At 37.1% G+C, this 17,361-nt stretch carries 20 protein-coding genes; 17 read left to right on the top strand and 3 right to left on the bottom strand.

Annotation, left to right across the window (positions count from 1 at the left end):
- Positions 1-9 precede the first annotated feature (9 nt).
- The 8 genes from tsaB (at position 10) to AB3K24_RS08155 (ending at position 5,861) form a co-directional block, all read left to right on the top strand.
- Positions 10-720: a tRNA (adenosine(37)-N6)-threonylcarbamoyltransferase complex dimerization subunit type 1 TsaB gene (tsaB, locus tag AB3K24_RS08190; protein ID WP_367975022.1), complete on the top strand. Its 711-nt coding sequence runs from the start codon at positions 10-12 to the stop codon at positions 718-720.
- Complete coding sequence (gene rimI, locus AB3K24_RS08185; protein ID WP_367975021.1) at positions 704-1,261, top strand: ribosomal protein S18-alanine N-acetyltransferase; 558 nt, start codon at positions 704-706, stop codon at positions 1,259-1,261. The genes tsaB and rimI (AB3K24_RS08185) overlap by 17 nt, the downstream gene beginning before the upstream one ends.
- The gene (rimI, locus tag AB3K24_RS08180) at positions 1,236-1,685 is read left to right on the top strand and encodes a ribosomal protein S18-alanine N-acetyltransferase (RefSeq protein ID WP_367975019.1); all 450 of its coding nucleotides are present in this window, start codon (positions 1,236-1,238) and stop codon (positions 1,683-1,685) included. The genes rimI (AB3K24_RS08185) and rimI (AB3K24_RS08180) overlap by 26 nt, the downstream gene beginning before the upstream one ends.
- Positions 1,682-2,698: a tRNA (adenosine(37)-N6)-threonylcarbamoyltransferase complex transferase subunit TsaD gene (tsaD, locus tag AB3K24_RS08175; RefSeq protein ID WP_367975017.1), complete on the top strand. Its 1,017-nt coding sequence runs from the start codon at positions 1,682-1,684 to the stop codon at positions 2,696-2,698. Before rimI (AB3K24_RS08180) ends, tsaD begins: the two co-directional genes overlap by 4 nt.
- Before the next feature lie 161 nt (positions 2,699-2,859).
- Positions 2,860-3,510, top strand: a complete 651-nt coding sequence (locus AB3K24_RS08170; RefSeq protein WP_010016381.1) for a redox-sensing transcriptional repressor Rex — start codon at positions 2,860-2,862, stop codon at positions 3,508-3,510.
- Positions 3,511-3,515: 5 nt separating this feature from the next.
- Positions 3,516-4,553 carry a lipid II:glycine glycyltransferase FemX gene (locus AB3K24_RS08165; RefSeq protein WP_367975015.1) on the top strand — a complete coding sequence of 346 codons (1,038 nt, stop codon included), beginning with the start codon at positions 3,516-3,518 and terminating at the stop codon, positions 4,551-4,553.
- Between the two features lie 70 nt (positions 4,554-4,623).
- Complete coding sequence (locus AB3K24_RS08160; RefSeq protein WP_367975013.1) at positions 4,624-5,046, top strand: GtrA family protein; 423 nt, start codon at positions 4,624-4,626, stop codon at positions 5,044-5,046.
- Positions 5,043-5,861, top strand: a complete 819-nt coding sequence (locus AB3K24_RS08155) for an HAD-IIB family hydrolase (RefSeq protein ID WP_367975011.1) — start codon at positions 5,043-5,045, stop codon at positions 5,859-5,861. Before AB3K24_RS08160 ends, AB3K24_RS08155 begins: the two co-directional genes overlap by 4 nt.
- A gap of 31 nt (positions 5,862-5,892) precedes the next feature.
- Here AB3K24_RS08155 and AB3K24_RS08150 read toward each other — a convergent pair whose 3' ends face one another.
- Complete coding sequence (locus tag AB3K24_RS08150) at positions 5,893-6,375, bottom strand: FUSC family protein (RefSeq protein WP_367975009.1); 483 nt, start codon at positions 6,373-6,375, stop codon at positions 5,893-5,895.
- Between the two features lie 122 nt (positions 6,376-6,497).
- Between AB3K24_RS08150 and AB3K24_RS08145 the strand changes: the two genes are divergently transcribed.
- A complete protein-coding gene (locus tag AB3K24_RS08145; protein ID WP_367975008.1) occupies positions 6,498-7,238 on the top strand; it encodes a nitroreductase family protein in 741 nt (246 codons plus the stop codon).
- A 50-nt stretch (positions 7,239-7,288) separates the two neighbouring features.
- Here the strand turns inward: AB3K24_RS08145 and AB3K24_RS08140 are convergent, their stop codons facing one another.
- Positions 7,289-7,702, bottom strand: coding sequence for an ImmA/IrrE family metallo-endopeptidase (locus tag AB3K24_RS08140; RefSeq protein ID WP_367975006.1), 414 nt, complete (start codon positions 7,700-7,702; stop codon positions 7,289-7,291).
- A 14-nt stretch (positions 7,703-7,716) separates the two neighbouring features.
- On the bottom strand, positions 7,717-8,085 hold the full coding sequence (locus AB3K24_RS08135; RefSeq protein ID WP_367975005.1) for a helix-turn-helix domain-containing protein: 369 nt from the start codon (positions 8,083-8,085) through the stop codon (positions 7,717-7,719).
- A gap of 154 nt (positions 8,086-8,239) precedes the next feature.
- Here AB3K24_RS08135 and AB3K24_RS08130 point away from each other — a divergent pair, with 154 nt between their 5' ends.
- The 8 genes from AB3K24_RS08130 (at position 8,240) to AB3K24_RS08095 (ending at position 17,360) form a co-directional block, all read left to right on the top strand.
- Complete coding sequence (locus tag AB3K24_RS08130; RefSeq protein ID WP_367975003.1) at positions 8,240-8,452, top strand: helix-turn-helix transcriptional regulator; 213 nt, start codon at positions 8,240-8,242, stop codon at positions 8,450-8,452.
- A 66-nt stretch (positions 8,453-8,518) separates the two neighbouring features.
- Complete coding sequence (locus tag AB3K24_RS08125) at positions 8,519-9,574, top strand: glycosyltransferase (protein WP_367975001.1); 1,056 nt, start codon at positions 8,519-8,521, stop codon at positions 9,572-9,574.
- Complete coding sequence (locus AB3K24_RS08120; RefSeq protein ID WP_367974999.1) at positions 9,571-11,493, top strand: glycosyltransferase family 2 protein; 1,923 nt, start codon at positions 9,571-9,573, stop codon at positions 11,491-11,493. Before AB3K24_RS08125 ends, AB3K24_RS08120 begins: the two co-directional genes overlap by 4 nt.
- 120 nt (positions 11,494-11,613) lie before the next feature.
- A complete protein-coding gene (locus tag AB3K24_RS08115; protein WP_367974997.1) occupies positions 11,614-13,347 on the top strand; it encodes a hypothetical protein in 1,734 nt (577 codons plus the stop codon).
- 12 nt (positions 13,348-13,359) lie between these two features.
- Positions 13,360-14,103, top strand: coding sequence for a phage tail tip lysozyme (locus AB3K24_RS08110; RefSeq protein WP_367974995.1), 744 nt, complete (start codon positions 13,360-13,362; stop codon positions 14,101-14,103).
- A gap of 273 nt (positions 14,104-14,376) precedes the next feature.
- On the top strand, positions 14,377-15,357 hold the full coding sequence (locus tag AB3K24_RS08105; RefSeq protein ID WP_367974993.1) for a type I phosphomannose isomerase catalytic subunit: 981 nt from the start codon (positions 14,377-14,379) through the stop codon (positions 15,355-15,357).
- Between the two features lie 205 nt (positions 15,358-15,562).
- A complete protein-coding gene (locus AB3K24_RS08100) occupies positions 15,563-16,513 on the top strand; it encodes a mannose/fructose/sorbose PTS transporter subunit IIA (RefSeq protein ID WP_367974991.1) in 951 nt (316 codons plus the stop codon).
- Between the two features lie 34 nt (positions 16,514-16,547).
- Positions 16,548-17,360: a PTS mannose/fructose/sorbose transporter subunit IIC gene (locus tag AB3K24_RS08095; protein ID WP_367974990.1), complete on the top strand. Its 813-nt coding sequence runs from the start codon at positions 16,548-16,550 to the stop codon at positions 17,358-17,360.
- The last annotated feature ends 1 nt before the right edge of the window (position 17,361 follow it).

Raw genomic sequence — 17,361 nt, 5'->3', positions numbered from 1 at the left:
ATATAGGTTATGAAGATTCTAGCATTTGACACAAGTAACCAACCACTGACAGTGAGTTTGGCGGAAGATAATCAGGTAAAACGTGTTTTTTCAACCAATGAGGCGCGTAACCATTCGATTCAACTTTTACCTGCAATTCAGGAAACGATTGCAGCTCAAAATTGGACACTGACAGATATTGATCGTATTGTAGTGGCTCAAGGCCCTGGTTCATTCACTGGCTTGCGAATTGGTGTGACTGTGGCTAAAGTATTAGCTAATACTTTAAAAATAGACCTCGTTGGTGTCTCTAGCCTGGCTATTTTAGCGCAACAGGTAACGGCACCAGGGCTGATTGTGCCGTTGTTTAATGCACGTAATGATAATGTCTTTGCGGGTGTTTATCACAATGGTAACAATGTTTTGGCAGATGCACACCAGCCAATTGCTAACTTGTTTAACTGGTTGCAGGCACACGATGAACCAATTATTTTTTTAGGTGATACTGATGTTTTTTCTGCGCATATTACTGAAACATTTGGTACACGTGCTCATATGTTAACGCCAAGCGAGAGTTTACCTGATGGGCAAGGTATTGTATCATTAGGCCTACAGGCCAATCCAGTCAACGATATTGCTGATTTTAATCCGCAATATTTGCGTAAAACACAAGCAGAGTTGAACTGGCTTGCAGCACACCCAGGTGAGGACAACCCTGAAAATTATGTTTTTGAAGTTTAATCACAATAATAAGTTACCGAACATGCTACCTAAATTCGAACAAAAATCTGTTGATTCAAAAGGCTATTCATTTATACTACGACGAGCCAATGTTGAAGATATTGATATTCTTGTACATATTGAAGAGGCTGTGTACGCTGGCTCTGCACCTTGGTTATTGCGTGATTTTTTGAGTGAATTGTCACGACCAAATGTACGCTTGTATTTAGTTGTGGAACGCAATAAGCAAGTGATTGGTTTTGCAGGTGTTGCGTATCAGCGTGAACAACGTGATATGCATGTCACTAATATTGCGATTGTGCCAGTTTGGCAAAATAAAGGGTTGGGTACCATGATAATTCAAGAGCTTATTGTTTTTTCACAACAGCTAGGTGCTGATACCATGAGTTTAGAAGCACGTGATTCAAATCGTAGTGCCATCATGTTGTACACACGACTAGGTTTTCAACAAAGTGGCATCAAAAAAGGCTATTATTTAAGTGATCACGAAGATGCAATTTCAATGGTAAATAAACTTGATAATAAAACGCGCAACAATTGAAGATAGCAATCTAATATTTAACTTGGCAAATGCCGCTTTTTCACCATCGCCTTGGCCTAAATCAGTGTTTGAACATGAGCTGAAAAGTCCGCGAAGTCACTATTTCATGCTTGATGAGGGGTTTGTCGGTATGACACAGATACTTGATGAAGTTGAAATTAATAGTGTCGCAGTGCATCCGAATAGTCAACATCAGGGTATTGCTCAAAAATTATTGACAACTGTTTTTTCGTTGCCAGATGTGACACGCTTCTTGTTAGAAGTTGACGAAACAAATATAGCAGCTATTCGGCTATATGAAAAAATGGGATTTAGTGCCTACTATCGCCGTGAAAAATACTATAAAAATGGCCATACTGCTATTATGATGGAAAGGAAAGTACGTCTAATGAATGAATCCGCTGGGCGCATAAACATGTCATGACTAAAATTATATCGTTTGAATCAAGTGCAGATGAAACAAGTGTGGCAATTGTTGAAGATGGCCGCATAATATTAAGCAACGCGGTTGCGACACAAATTAATTCACACCAACGATTTGGTGGCATTGTGCCCGAAGTTGCCAGTCGTCACCACATTGAGTGGATAACACGTGTGTTAGATGATGCGTTAGAAATAGCCAATGTTAAACCAACAGATCTCGATGCTGTGGCTGTTACTTATGGTCCTGGCCTAGTGGGATCCTTACTGGTTGGCTTGATGGGCGCTAAGACTTTTGCTTTAGCACATAACTTACCAATTATACCGGTCAATCATTTAGCAGGGCATATTGCTGCGGCTAATTTTAATGCACCAATAATATATCCAGCGCTTGCGTTAATGGTTTCTGGGGGACATACAGAATTAGTTTTGATGCGTGAAGAAAATAATTTTTCGGTGCTTGGTGAAACGCGTGATGATGCTGCCGGAGAAAGCTTTGATAAGGTTGGTCGTTTACTTAAATTACCTTATCCAGCGGGTAAAACAATTGATGAAATGGCACATCTTGGGCAAGCAACGATTAAATTTCCAACGGCTATGGCGCATGAAGATAATTATGATTTTAGTTTTTCTGGCTTGAAAAGTGCTGTGATTAATTATGTACACCATGCAGAACAAAAAGGTGAGCTGATTAATCATAATGATTTAGCCACTAGTTTCCAAAATGCGGTCGTTGATGCGTTATTAGGTCGCACACGCCGTGCATTACAAAATTACCCAGTGAAAAGTTTTGTCTTGGCAGGCGGTGTGGCAGCTAATTCACAATTACGTCAAACGTTAGCAGAACTGTTAGAGCAGTTTCCAAATACACAGTTTATACCGGTACCGCGACAATATACAGGTGACAATGCTGCGATGATAGGCGCTGCTGGTTATTGGAATTATAAAAATAAAAAATTCGCTGAATTAAACCTTAATACGGACCCAGGACTAGATTTTGAGTTATTTAAATCATAACAAGTTTGTGAATATCTCACTATCTTTTGATAATAGGCCTGTTTTTGTGGTATAATAGTTATGCAAAAGTTCACAAAGTGAATAAAGGCATGTAACTTAATAAATGTCTGGATTTGTTGGCTATACTGATGAACTCGGCACATGATAAACTGGAGAAACTTATGACACAACAACCTAAAATTCCACGCGCAACAGCAAAACGATTACCTATTTATTATCGCTATTTAACATTTTTACATGATGCTGGCACGAACCGTATTTCATCAGCTGAACTAAGTGATGCCATTAAGTTTGATGCAGCGACAATCCGTCGAGACTTTTCTTATTTTGGTGCATTAGGTAAGCGAGGTTATGGATATGACGTTAAAGCACTACTTGATTTCTTTGCAAATGTGCTTGATCAAGATAGCTTAATTAATGTTGCTTTAATTGGCGCCGGTAATTTGGGGCAAGCATTGATGAACTTTAATTTCCATCAATCATCGAATATGCGTATTTCTGCTGCATTTGATGTTGACGAATCGCGTGCTGGTACGATATTGGCCGGTGTGCCAATATATGCCATGACTGATTTAAAAGAGCAAATGACGGCGCAACGCATTAATATTGCGATTTTGACTGTACCGCAAGAAGTGGCACAAGATATCACAGATCAACTTGTTGACGCTGGTGTTAAGGGTATTTTGAATTTTACCCCACTACGTGTGACTGTGCCAACTGATGTACGTGTACAAAACGTTGATTTAACAAACGAATTACAGACATTGGTTTATTTTATTGATAACTACGGTTCAATTACGACAGGATTATAAAACGTATGGCCATTTTAAATTTAAACGATACAGAAAAAGTCAGTGCGTATCAAAATTTTGTACGTGAAGATCCACGTGGTCAAGTCACGCAAGATCCTTTGTGGGGAGAATTAAAAGCCAATTGGGGACATGTCTACGTGTACCATGAAACAAGTGGCCAAATTGATGCTGTGCTGACCGTACTAACGGTTGAAGCAATTCCGGGTAAAATATTAGGCTATGCGGGGCGTGGCCCGATTGGCGACATATCAGACATCATGCTAATTAAAGCAATGATTAGAGAAGCACTTGAGGTTTTGCCGGACAATGTGTTTTTAATTCGTCTCGATCCAGAGGTAGCTTATAGTGATGAGTTAAATGATGCCTATCAGGCAGCAGGATTTGTGACACGCAACCGAGACATTGAAAATATGCATGGGAACATACAGCCTCGCAAAAATGTTGTTTTGTACTATGATGGTCGCGGAGAAGGCGCAACACCAATTACAAATGAAACTGAATTAATGACGCATTTTAAACGAGATTATCGCAATCAAATTCGTCGTGCTACAAAAGATGGTGTGACGGTTACAAGCGGTGATACGCAAGCTGATATCCAGTCATTTTTTGAGACCTATGTCATGATGGCTGCAGCACAAGGTATTACACACCGACCTATAGACTACTTTCTACGGATGCAAAAGTTATGGCAAGGGACTGGTTTGTTCAAAGTCTTTCTAGGACATTTTGAAGGTCAAGTCATTGCTAGTGGTATTGGTTTTAGTTACGGGGATGAGATTTGGTATATGTACGCTGGATCTAATCGACAGTACGCAAAACACTACGGACCTTACGCTGTACAGTGGGAAATGTTGAAATGGGGCTTATCATTAGGTAAAGTTGAATATGACTTTGGTGGTGTTGGTGATTTTGTGCCTACAGATGGCCTTTATAAATTTAAACATGGTTTTGCTTACCATGATCCACACGCTGAATATATTGGCGAATTGGATTGGGTAGTTGATGAAGCAGGCTATCAAGACTATCTCAAGCAATTTAATTAAGTCAATCGTCAGATGATGGCTTTTTTTTTATGTCCTATGATATAATTAATAGATCACAATTGGAGTAAGTATGTTAAATTTAAAAAATATTTATATTAAGTATCAATCAGTTTTTTTATATGCCATATTTGGTATATTGACGACAGTTGTTAATATTATTGTTTTCTTTGTACTTTACAATATGCTACACACTGGGCATAATATAGCCTATGTGGTGGCTTGGTTTTGGGCAGTATTATTTGCTTATCTCACCAATCGTGTTTGGGTTTTTCACTCGACAAACAGTACGGTTGCCGATATTATAAAAGAAATCTGGCAATTCTACTTGGCACGTATTTTGACTGGTATTGTTGGTTATTTTATTTTGAACTTTGGTGTCGATTTTTTGAGCCAAGATGCAAACGTTTGGAACATTATTCAAAATATATTTGTAATTGTTTCTAACTTTGTATTAAGCAAATTGATTATTTTTAAGAAGGACAATGACGCATGACGATTAAAATGATTGCATCTGATATGGATGGCACGTTTTTGACAGCAAATGATACTTATAGTCAGGGAAGATTTGAACGTATTTTAGATAACTTGAAAGCACGTGATATGCGATTTATTGCAGCATCGGGTCGTCAAGTTAAAAACTTACAAGAGCTTTTTGATCCGACAATTTCGAAAGGTTACGAAATTGATTATGTTGGTTCAAATGGGGCCATGGTAGCAACAAGTCAAGAACAACTTTATTCAGTTCATTTGTCACCAGAACAACTACATAAAGTGATTGATTGGAATGCTAAGAATCCGGAATCAGCTGAAAATATTATTATTATGACTGGTGATAAGGCAACTTATGTGTCAAATCATGCCACTGGACCTGTTGCAAAAATGGTTTTTCAGTTTTATCCAAATGTTAAACAAGTTGAAAAGCTCATGGCGGTGGATGATCATATTTTGGAAGTCACTTTTGTATGGCCAAATAACGAAGTGCAACAACATGTTTCAGAATTGCGGGACATATTTGGTGATGAGCTACATGCTACTGGTTCCGGTTTTGGATCAGTTGATGTGCTAGGTAGTGGTGTGAATAAGGCCGCTGGGCTTCAAGTATTGCAAGACTATTATGATGTATTGGATAGAGAAGTGATGACTTTTGGTGATAACGGGAACGATCTAGAAATGCTTCAGAAGTACGAACACGGTTATGTGATGCCCAATGCAGACAGTTTTATGCTTGAAGCAATACAAAAAAAAGCCCTTAACACGAATATCAATGATGGCGTGTTACAGACAATTGAAAATTATTTGGGAATTTGAGAGACAAGTAGGTGTCTCTTTTTTATTGTTTTTAAGTTTTGGATTTTGGAGATGCAAAACGGTTGACAACAATTGATACAATGACACCAATAAAAGTATCGATGATACGATCAATCACGTAGAGGACTGTCGCGCCAGTTGGAATGTTTAGTGAAATCATGAGGAGTGCTGCCAGTGCACCAATGACACCACCATTGAAATTAAAGCCATCTAAAAAGACAATCGCAATAATAACTAGTAACGGTAGAAAAATCATTGATACCCATGTAGCATTATGTGTGTGGACACGTACTAAAAAGTAAATTAAAGCTAATAAGCCACCCACGGTATTTGAAATCAAGCGGATTTTGGCAAAACTTAATGTTTTATCCCAACTTTCACGCAGTGCAAAGACGGATGCCAATGCTGCGACAAATGGTGGCCGCTGAAAAAAGTAAAAAGCCGTGATAATGATCATAACGGCTACCGCTGTTTTTAAAGTACGTAATCCTATACGAAATCGACCAAGTTGCATAACTGCCTCCATTAATATTCTTGTTATTTTATCATAAAAAAATGGTAAAATCTATGTATCATAAGTGAAAGGAATTGTGACAAGGGGCAACATATTAGTACATCTTGTCACAAACTACAATAATGTCAAATACAACAATAGATTTACTAAATAATCATAAGTCAATCCGTGCGTTCACGGACCAACCGGTGTCAGATGACATGGTGACGACTATTTTAACGGCAGCCAGTGCTGGACCAAACATCAATAATTATCAACCGGTAACTTTTGTTGAGATTACCGATCAAGATTTAAAGGCTGAAATAACTGCCCAAGTTGGCATGTCTTACATTGAAAGTGCCATGCGTTATTTTGTTGTCACGGTGGATTTTAATAAAGATCTTATCGGGTTGACGCCAGATGTACGTCAACAGGCTGAGACAGTACTATCAAGTTACGCCATGCTTGAAGGTGGGATTGTTTCAGCAGGGATTGCACTTGGTCGCGCCCAAGTTGCAGCAGAGTCACTAGGATTGGGTAGTGTAACAATGGCTGGGGCTTTACGCGCTTTTGAATTATATGAAGAAAAACTACAATTACCAAAGTTAGTTAAAGCAGTTATGGGATTTTCAATTGGCTATCCAGCACAAGAACCTGGAATCAAGCCCAAACTACCAATTGATGGTATCTGGATGAAAGAGCATTATAGTCAAGATCAAATGTCAGCTGCTGTGACGGTGTATGATCAGACGATGGTTAAATACTATGCAGACCGTGGCATAGACAGCTCATGGACGCGTAACAATGCTAAAATGCTCACGCGGAAGCAAGACAATGCAAAATTAGGCGCGTATCCCAAGCTAAAAGGGTTTAGTCTGAAATAAAACGATAGATTAAAAGACAGAAATCATATATTACAGGATTTCTGTCTTTTTTATGTTGGTTTTAACACTTTCTCAACCAAGTGGGTGAGCTGTCCTAAACCAAAGGTTTCTATAAATGGAAATCGGCGTTCCCAACACATTTTTTTTGATTGATTATCAGAAAAATAAAAGTCGGCTAAAATTTTAATACCAGTTAAATTAGCTTGTTTTTCAGCGGTAGTTTTTGCAAGTTGGCTAAAATTATAAGTTGTACGTGTTGTATCCGATAGTAAATGCGCAATTTCATGTGCCAGGCGGAAATGATAACTAAAATGTGACTGGTAATTGCGATTAATAATGATAACTTTCTTTTTAGCATTGACAACATCTGGGTCGTACGCTGAACCAGATATATGAATTAAGGTCATATGATTAAATTGTATGATATCTTCTAGGTAGTCTATGACTGAATTATACGCGGACATAAGCATCAAGTCCTCTACGAATTGCTATCAGCATCAGGTAGTGTTTTCAAAATAGACAGGATGGCCTGACGATACTCCGGGGACAATTCTTTACCCTCAAATGATAAAAGCAAATCACTATTTTCAAGTTGCTCACCTAGGTCTACATTGCTATTGTCAATATGGGTGATACCAGCAAGTGCTAAAATATCATCGTTTGAAATGCGTAATCCCGTAGCAATTTTATACAAAGTTGCTACTTTAGGAATATTTTTTTTGCCATTTTCAATCTGTGATAAATAAGCTGAAGAAAATTTACCCTGTAATGCCGTTTGTCGGACGGTGAAGTGTTTCTTTTCTCGGATTTTCTTGATTTGTGAACCAAATTTTTCTTTAGTTACCATAATTATAACTGTTCTCCGTTGCGATATACTTTATTATATACAAATATAAAGCATAGACATAACAAATGTAAAACAAATACGCCATAAAGTGTTTGACGATGTGATACGTTAAATGTATAATATAACAAGATAATAATACAAAAGGAAAATGTACATGACTGTAACGTTGAAATTTCGTGAACCAAATCATGTCAAAGAAGAAATTGCGATGCATGGTGAAAGCATTGCAGGTTTTTCACGACGCATAAAAGTGAATTATTCCCTAATGATTGAGTATTTGAATGGTAAAAAGTTTCCATCACCGCCAACAGCAAAGAAAATTGCGGATGGCTTAAATGTTGAAATAGTTGATATTTTTTTTGTGTGACTGTTTACTAATGTGATACTAAATGTAAAGATCACACAACATGCAATCTTAGAATAAGGAAAACAGATGACTTGTATACCAATTATTATTCCATCTTTAGATCCAGATGGTAGATTAATAACGTTAATAAAACAATTGCGTAGCCATAAAAATGAGGCTATGCAACAAATTATCGTTGTTAACGATGGTAGCTCAGAAAAATACGACACCATTTTTTCATATATTGAGAATACGTTTAAGGTAACTGTTTTAAAACATGCAACAAATTTTGGCAAGGGACGGGCATTAAAAACAGCCATTAATTATGTCTTACAGCATGTACCGGAAGCGCTTGGCTTGATTACAATTGATTCTGATGGCCAGCATACTGTGACTGATATGTTAAAATGCACAAATGCCTTTTTAGAAAATCCAAAAAATTTAATATTAGGGACCAGGGTCTTCAATCATGATGTCCCTTTGCGTAGTAAATTTGGTAATGTACTCACGGCAAAATTCATGCAGATAACCACAGGTATCAAAATATCTGATACACAAACCGGTTTACGGGTAATCCCTAAAGCCTATTTTCAAGCATTGCTAAATATGCAAGGTGACAGATTTGAATTTGAAATGACTATGATTTTGGCGGCTGCAGACAATCACATTGTTATTGTTGAGGTACCAATCAAAACAATTTATTTAGATGATAATCAATCCTCTCATTTTAGAGTGATTTATGATTCTTTGAGTATTTATGCGGTATTTATAAAATACATATTTGGCGCAATCAGTTCATTTGCCGTGGATATCATTATTTTTATGATTCTGATAGCACTATTAAATAAGCTATCTGTGCATGCGATATTAATTGCCTCGATTGTGTCTAGACTCTCGTCATCACTAGTTAACTATTATATTAACAAAAAAGTTGTTTTTCAAAATAATAATCGTTTGAGTTTCGTCAGTTATTATACATTAGTTTTGATTCAAATGATGCTATCTACAGGAATTGTTATTTTATTGCATCAACGGTGGTCACCTATTAATCTAACAGTGCTAAAAGTAATCACTGATGCTGGATTATTTGTTATTAGTTATCACGTGCAAAAGCATCTGATATTTAAGGGGCGCCAGTTATGAGTAAAATAAAAAAATGGGGTTATGTGAGTGCCATAATGAGTTCAATTGTCTATCTCGTATGGCGAGGAATGTTTACGTTACCTTGGAACCAGTCTTTTTTTGAAATATTATACGGTTTTTTGTTATGGATAAGTGAAATTTTGTCTATTCTGACGGCATTTATATTGATTTGGAATAAAAAAACCTTTAAAGAAATACCGAAACCAGTTGTGACATCAGAAGATATTTTTCCAGATGTTGATATTTTAATTGCAACACATAATGAAACGGTTGATTTGCTCTATAAAACAATTAATGCGTGTACTTTTTTAAAGTATCCAGATCAGCAGAAAATACATATTTATTTATGTGATGATCAAAATAGACCGGAAATGAAAGCATTAGCACAAAAATTTGGTATTAACTACGTTGGTTTAGAAAACAATCAGCACGCTAAATCTGGCAATTTCAATTATGCCCTAAACGACAGCCAATCACCATTAGTCGCAACATTTGATGCTGATATGATTCCTTATTCTGATTTTTTGATGACGGTCGTGCCTTATTTTTTTGAGAGCTATGCTAAACGGGTCGACAAAAAAATCGGCTTTGTTCAAACACCACAGAGTTTTTACAATGAAGATGTTTTTCAACATAATCTTTACGTTAATCGTGTGATACCCAACGAGCAAGACTTTTTTTCTAAAGAAGTTAATATTTTAAACGCTTCTCATAATAGTGCCGTGTACACTGGTTCGAACACGTTATTTTTACGCGAGGCTATTGTTGAAGCAGGCGGATTTCCAATTAATACACTCACCGAAGATTTTCAACTTGGCGCTCAAATTAACAGTTGTGGTTATAGCAGTATTTCAACAACAGAACCTATGGGCAGTGGGTTAACACCAACAGATACGGGCAGTGTGTTTAAACAACGAACGCGATGGGCTCGCGGGATGATTCAAAGTATTGGTAATCTGCACTTATTGACGAATAAGGGATTAACTTGGCCACAAAAGCTCATATACTTTAATGGGTATCTTTATTGGTGGTCATTTCTTGGCCGCATGTTGTTTGTGTTCGCACCAATATTATTTGCGTTATTTGATTTCCGTGTTGTCGACACGAATTTTTGGTTATTATTAATGCTTTGGATACCGAGTTATTTATTATTGCTTTTGGTTAAACAAGATGTTTCTGGCAGTATCACAAATCAGCGATGGGGTGAAATTCAGGAATTGTTCTTTGCGCCCTATTTAGTATTACCGATCCTGTTAGAAACAATGGGTATTAAAAATTCGCGGTTTCAAGTGACTAAAAAGAACATTTCTGGCAATCATAAAAAAGATTTTTTGTACATGATACCACATGTTATTATTTTGGGACTAACCATTGTGAGTTTAATTAAATTTAATTACGGGAAGTTTGGGTCAGAAATAATGTATGGCAGTGTCATTACTTTTTGGTTGTTAAATAATTTTATCAATACACTTTTGGCGGTGCTAGTATTCATTGGGAAACCTCAAAATGGGGAACCAAAGTTTAACGTCTCAGGTTATGTTCAGAGTAGTGACATACAATCTGGGGCTAATGTTAGCATCAATTATTTAACAGCGTCAGAAATCGCAATTAATTTGCCACAAGGGACAAAGTTACTACAATCAAAAAAATATGCGCTGACAATTGTAACGTCACAATATACAGCGCAGATACAAGCAAATGTCAAAAAATGGGATAAGCATGTGGGTTGTGTTTTGCATATCGCAGCAAAAGATGAAGTGAATTATCAAATGTTACTACAGATTATGCATGATGGTTTCAATAAACGGTTACCTCAAAAAAGAGATAAGTGGGTTACAACATGCGATGTACTTATTGATAATATTAATCGGCGTATCAGTCGATTAAATAAAGTGTTGCAAAAAGGTGGTAAGGGGTAGCGCATGATAATGATTAGCATAAAAATGTTGTTACTATTGTTCTCTAACTATGGGTATGTGAGCCTTTTGAGAACTAAGTTTAAATGTCACAAATATTTTGCTTGGCTATTAGCGACCTGTATGATCATCATGCTATTGTATTTGGCTAGTTTAGTGAATTTATTGTCATTTTTTGGTTTGATACTACCTAGAATAGGTGTGATTTTAGGGGTTTACTTTACCATATATAACTGGCGAAAAAATGGCGTGATCATTAAAAAAATGAACATGATACCGATTGCTTTTTTCGGTTATTTTATGCTATTAGCGCCAACCCTCATGCAGAGCCAATTGTTACACTATGACAATTTCTCGCATTGGGCGCTGATCGTTAAATATTTATTGACTCAGCAATCTTTACCAGATGTTAACAGCACGATTATTGGCTTTTCATCTTACCCAATTGGGACTTCTTTATGGTGTTACTATTTTGTTAATTTTGTTGGTTTTAACGATGGGGTTATGATTTTTGCACAGTTTTGTTTAATAATGGCTTGCCTATATGCGATGGTTGCAGTGATTAAAGATAAAAATAAATCCTTAACGTTTGCCGTCATGTTTCTTGTGATGACGCTATTTAATTATTTTAATATTGCCATACGGATGAACAATTTGTTAGTTGATTTCATTTTGCCGTTGATCACTTTAGCAGCACTAGCGAGTATATTTTTTTATCGAAAGAATATGTATTTTATGGCCGTTATGACTGTATTTTTAACAGGTGTCTTGGGGATTGTTAAAAATAATAGTTTGTTTTTTGTCATGATTGTACTTGGTTATTTTGTACTGACAGTCCTGAAATATCGTGATAGTCAGTGGCCCATAGTTAAAAAAATGTTGTTGCTTTTAAGCACAGTAACAGTTAGTCTTGCGCCTTATCTTTTGTGGTTATGGCATATTAATCAAACATTTGGTCAGCAATTATCTAAACATGAGGTCAGTGTCACTGCCTATCAAGACATTTATGAAGCTAAGACGCCAGAAATCATTTACAGTATTATTCAAGAATTTTGTCACCATATTATGTCATTGTCAACAGTACCAACGCAAGGCGTCATCGTAATTAATGCCCTGTTTATAGTGACAATTTATGTCATCCATGTTGTATTTCATCAAAAAACACAATTAATTAAGGGATTCATACTTACAAATGGCGTCATCATATTTTATTATATTGGTATTTTACTGATGTTTGTGTTTTCAATGCCCAATGAAGAGGCCTTAGCATTAGCTGGCTTTGACCGTTATGCAGCGAGTATTGTCACACTCGGGTTAGGTGTTTATGCTTTCTTTGCTGTACGGGCAATTGATCAAACGTTTTACGAACAAGATATTGCTATGAGAACGTTGCGATCTTTTGCCAGTGTCAAAAAGAAGTATCTATACCAATATATGAGTAGCACGTTATTTTTTGTGAGTGCATTGCTTATATTATCTGAAAATAATGGGATGCAATATAATTTGAACACCTATCCGGAAAGTTTACCATACAAAATAAAACAACTTGTGGGTAATCATATGATATTAAACAAGCAGAAGTATTTAATTATTAGTGCGGATAGAACACAAGTAGATAACTATTTGACACAATATGTTGGGAAATACTATTTATATTCTAGTCATGTCGATGCAACAGCAGATATTAGCCAGTTGAATCGGACACAGTTTATTCATATGATTTCACAATATGATGACGTGCTAGTGATTGATAAACATTATACGTTTCAGGCTATGAGTCGTAAATATTTACATCGAAATATTAAAAAGGGGATCTATTCGACAACTTTTTTGTTAAAGTATGCGGATAATAATTAGTCGAGGATAATTATGCAAATATCTAAGCGTAATTTGGTTAAAATTGTTTTAATTGTGTCTATTATTTTGTTAATAGGTGTGACGATAAAACAGGCGCAAACAACCAAAAGCAGTCAGAATGATAAGACAGTCTCAAAATCAAAAAGCAACAGTGTGGCAGAAAAAACGTACCAAAATTCGAATCAAAATAATGATGGAAACATTGGTAATAAAAAATATATTCGTCAAGTTTATACCTACTTGAATGGTGAATATGGTCTATCTGCTAGCAGTATAGCTGGTATTTTAGGGAATTGGATTCAAGAATCAGGCATAGATCCGATAGCTGTTCAGGGCGACTGGACATATCGATCATTGAAAAATGCCCAAAACAGCACGGATGACAATAAAGATATTGGTTTTGCACAGTGGTCCTATAAAAGGCGTCAAAATTTGGTCACCTTTGCTAATCAAAAATATCATGGACATTGGTGGGAAGCGATGTGCCAATTAGAATTTATGACACAGCAAGATGGCAGCTTTGTGGCCATTTTAAAAAACTATGCCCTGAATGACAGTGGTGATGTGGTCAAAAATGCTGTTGATTTTAATGATGATTGGGAAGTTTCACCTGATGAAAAAAACAAGGTTGAAACGACCAGAGGTAAAAATGCGCAACTTGTCTACCAATATATGCAAAAAAATAAGATGATTAACTCTGCTGATAGATCAAAAATACAAAAGCTAGTCTATCTTGGCAACGTGTTGCCATATTAGTATCAGGAGATTAATTAAATCTGGTGAACTGTATAAATGTTGTGAGTTGTTGTAACGCGATAGAAAATTTTGACGTATAACGTGAATCTAATCACATGTTAGATAATTGATTTTTCCAAGTTACTAGTTTTCACGTCAAATATTTCATAAATACGTGAGCCTTTTCTTTTGTTGTGTGTTAGAATGAAAGCGCATACAATTTAATTCAGTAAAACGATTTACGATTACTGTATCAAACTATCATATTGATTGTGCGGCAAGGAGAAACTTAAAATGACAGTATTGAGGTTACAACCAGAACTTCATAATAAAATATGGGGTGGGACACGACTTAAACAATTTGGGTATGATTTACCAACGGATCATGTTGGTGAGGCATGGGTTATTGCTGCACATAATAATGGGGTGTCAACCATTACTAACGGTAAATATCAAGGTAAAACTTTAACGCAGTTATGGGATGAAAGACCCGAACTATTTGGTGGTCATGATGCTAAACAAGAGTTTCCGTTACTGGTTAAAATACTTGATGCCCACGATAATTTGTCTATTCAAGTTCACCCAAATGATAAGCAGTCATCGGAAAAATTTGGGAAGACTGAAAGTTGGTATATTTTAGAGGCGACGCCAAATGCCAAGTTATATTATGGTCATTTGGCGCAAAATAAGGCGGAGTTGACCAAACAAGTTGAAAATAAAGCATGGGACAAGTTGTTACGAACGATTCCCGTGCAAAAAGGTGATTTTTTCTATGTACCTGCGGGAACGTTTCATGCGCTTGGTGCGGGTGTGCTTGCACTGGAAATTCAACAAAGTTCGGACACGACTTATCGTTTTTATGATTTTGATCGGGTCGATGTAACGACCAATCAATTACGGCCACTACAAATTGAAGAGGCAATTGCGGTAACAAAGGTACCTCATGTTGACCCCATTTTAAATCAGCGGACACGCATGCAAGGTAGTACAATCCTGACACGACTCTTGGCATCACCGAAATTTACGATTGATAAATTATCTGTGCGTGGTGTGAGCCATTTCAATCAGCATCATCCTTATGAGTTGTTCAATGTCATTTCAGGTGATATTACGATGACACATGCTGAAGCAACATATCACTTCAAAAAAGGTGATAATTTCATCCTGTTAAAAGATACTGGTAATTATATATTAGATGGGCAAGGTGACGTGATGGTTAGCTTTGTGACGCCAGAAAGTTATAGTAATCAAGAGCTCGCATATTTAGATAATTAAAGCATGTTGTAAATTTTCAGAAAGCTGTATGTCATTTTTTCGATTACGTTGTGTAAAGTGTAATGAAAGCGTTTACTTGTGCTTACAAATGGTGTATACTAATAAACGTAAAGGATAATATAAATATTATCTTGAAAGCGTTTACAATTTGAAAGTACTCCGTTATAATCAATAAGTAAACAATTTATGTAGAAGGAGATTATCGATGGTTAATCTTATTATTGCCAGTCATGGTGATTTTGCAAAAGGCATTTTGATGTCAGGTTCAATGATTTTCGGAGAACAAGAAAACGTTGAGGTTGTCACTTTTCAGCCCACAGAAGGGCCCGACGATCTAGATAAGCACTATCAAGAAGCATTAGCAAAGTTTGATAATGATGATGACACATTGTTTTTGGTCGATCTATGGGGAGGATCACCGTTTAACCGAGCAAGCTTGATTCAAAAGCAAGACTCAGAACATAAAGCAATTGTGGCCGGTTTGAATTTACCTATGCTTATTGAAGCCTATGGTGGTCGACTTGGTATGAATACGGCAGCTGATTTGGCTAAGTATTTGGTGCCAGTTGCCAAAGATGGGGTGCGTTCAGTGCCAGAAGCAGAGGTGGCAACACCCAAAGCAGCTGTGAAAACCGATGCGATGGCTGGCTTAAAAGCAGGACACATCAATATCAAACTCGCACGGTTAGATACTCGATTGTTACATGGTCAGGTGGCAACTGCATGGACACCTGACTCAAAAGCTAATCGCATTATTGTTGTTTCTGATGCGGTTGCTGGTGACGAGTTGCGTAAAAGCTTGATTCAACAAGCTGCACCTAATGGTGTTCAGGCTAATATCGTGCCAATTAGTAAAATGGTCGAAGTGGCCAATGATGATCGTTTTGGTGGTGTGGCCGCGTTTTTGTTGTTTGAAACAGTAGAAGATGTGCTGCGAGCTGTTGAAGGTGGCGTACCAATTAAGTCACTTAACGTTGGTTCTATGGCACATTCAGAAGGTAAAACAATGGTAAACAAAGTTTTGTCAATGGACAAAACTGATGTGACAGCGTTTGAAAAATTGCGTGATTTGGGTGTGCAGTTTGATGTGCGTAAGGTACCAAGTGATAACAGTGCAAACTTGTTTGATTTAATTAAGAAAGCTAACGTTAAATAATTTAAAAACGTTTATTAGGAAAGGTGTTTATACTATGTCTATAATCTCAGTGGTTTTAGTCGTAATCATTGCCTTCTTCGCAGGTATGGAAGGTATTTTGGATGAATTCCAAATTCATCAACCATTGGTTTCGGCAACATTAATTGGAATGGCTACTGGTCATTTAACAGCAGGAATTATGCTTGGTGGCTCGTTACAAATGATTGCCCTTGGTTGGGCTAACATCGGTGCCGCTGTGGCACCGGATGTCGCACTTGCTTCAGTTGCATCAGCTATCATCATGGTGAAAGGTGATAACTTTACATCAACTGGTATTGGTGTTGCCGTCGCTTCAGCAATTCCGTTGGCTGTTGCTGGTTTGTTCTTAACAATGATTGTTCGTACAATAGCTGTCGGCTTGACTCATGGTGCCGATGCGGCCGCTAAAGAAGGAAAGTATCAAACAATTGAGCGGTTGCATTTAGTTGGTATCTTGTTACAAGGACTACGTATTGCTATCCCCGCAGGTTTGTTAATTGCTATTCCTGCTGCAGCAGTTCAAGCAGCTTTGAATTCAATGCCAGCCTGGCTTACTGGTGGTATGACAATCGGTGGTGGTATGGTTGTTGCTGTTGGTTATGCCATGGTGATTAACATGATGGCAACACGTGAAGTATGGCCATTCTTCGCCATTGGTTTTGCGCTCGCTGCGGTTAGTCAGTTAACATTAATTGCTCTTGGTGCTATTGGTGTTGCGCTTGCTTTGATTTACATCAATCTATCAAAGATGGGTGGCAACAACAGTGGCGGTGGTTCAAATGGTGGCAATTCGGGTGATCCGGTTGGCGACATTTTGAACCAGTATTAGA

The sequence above is a fragment of the Leuconostoc aquikimchii genome (assembly GCF_040838325.1).
Lineage (GTDB): Bacteria > Bacillota > Bacilli > Lactobacillales > Lactobacillaceae > Leuconostoc > Leuconostoc aquikimchii.
The sequence above is the reverse complement of the archived record's forward strand: the minus strand, read 5'-3'. Positions and strand labels throughout refer to the sequence as shown.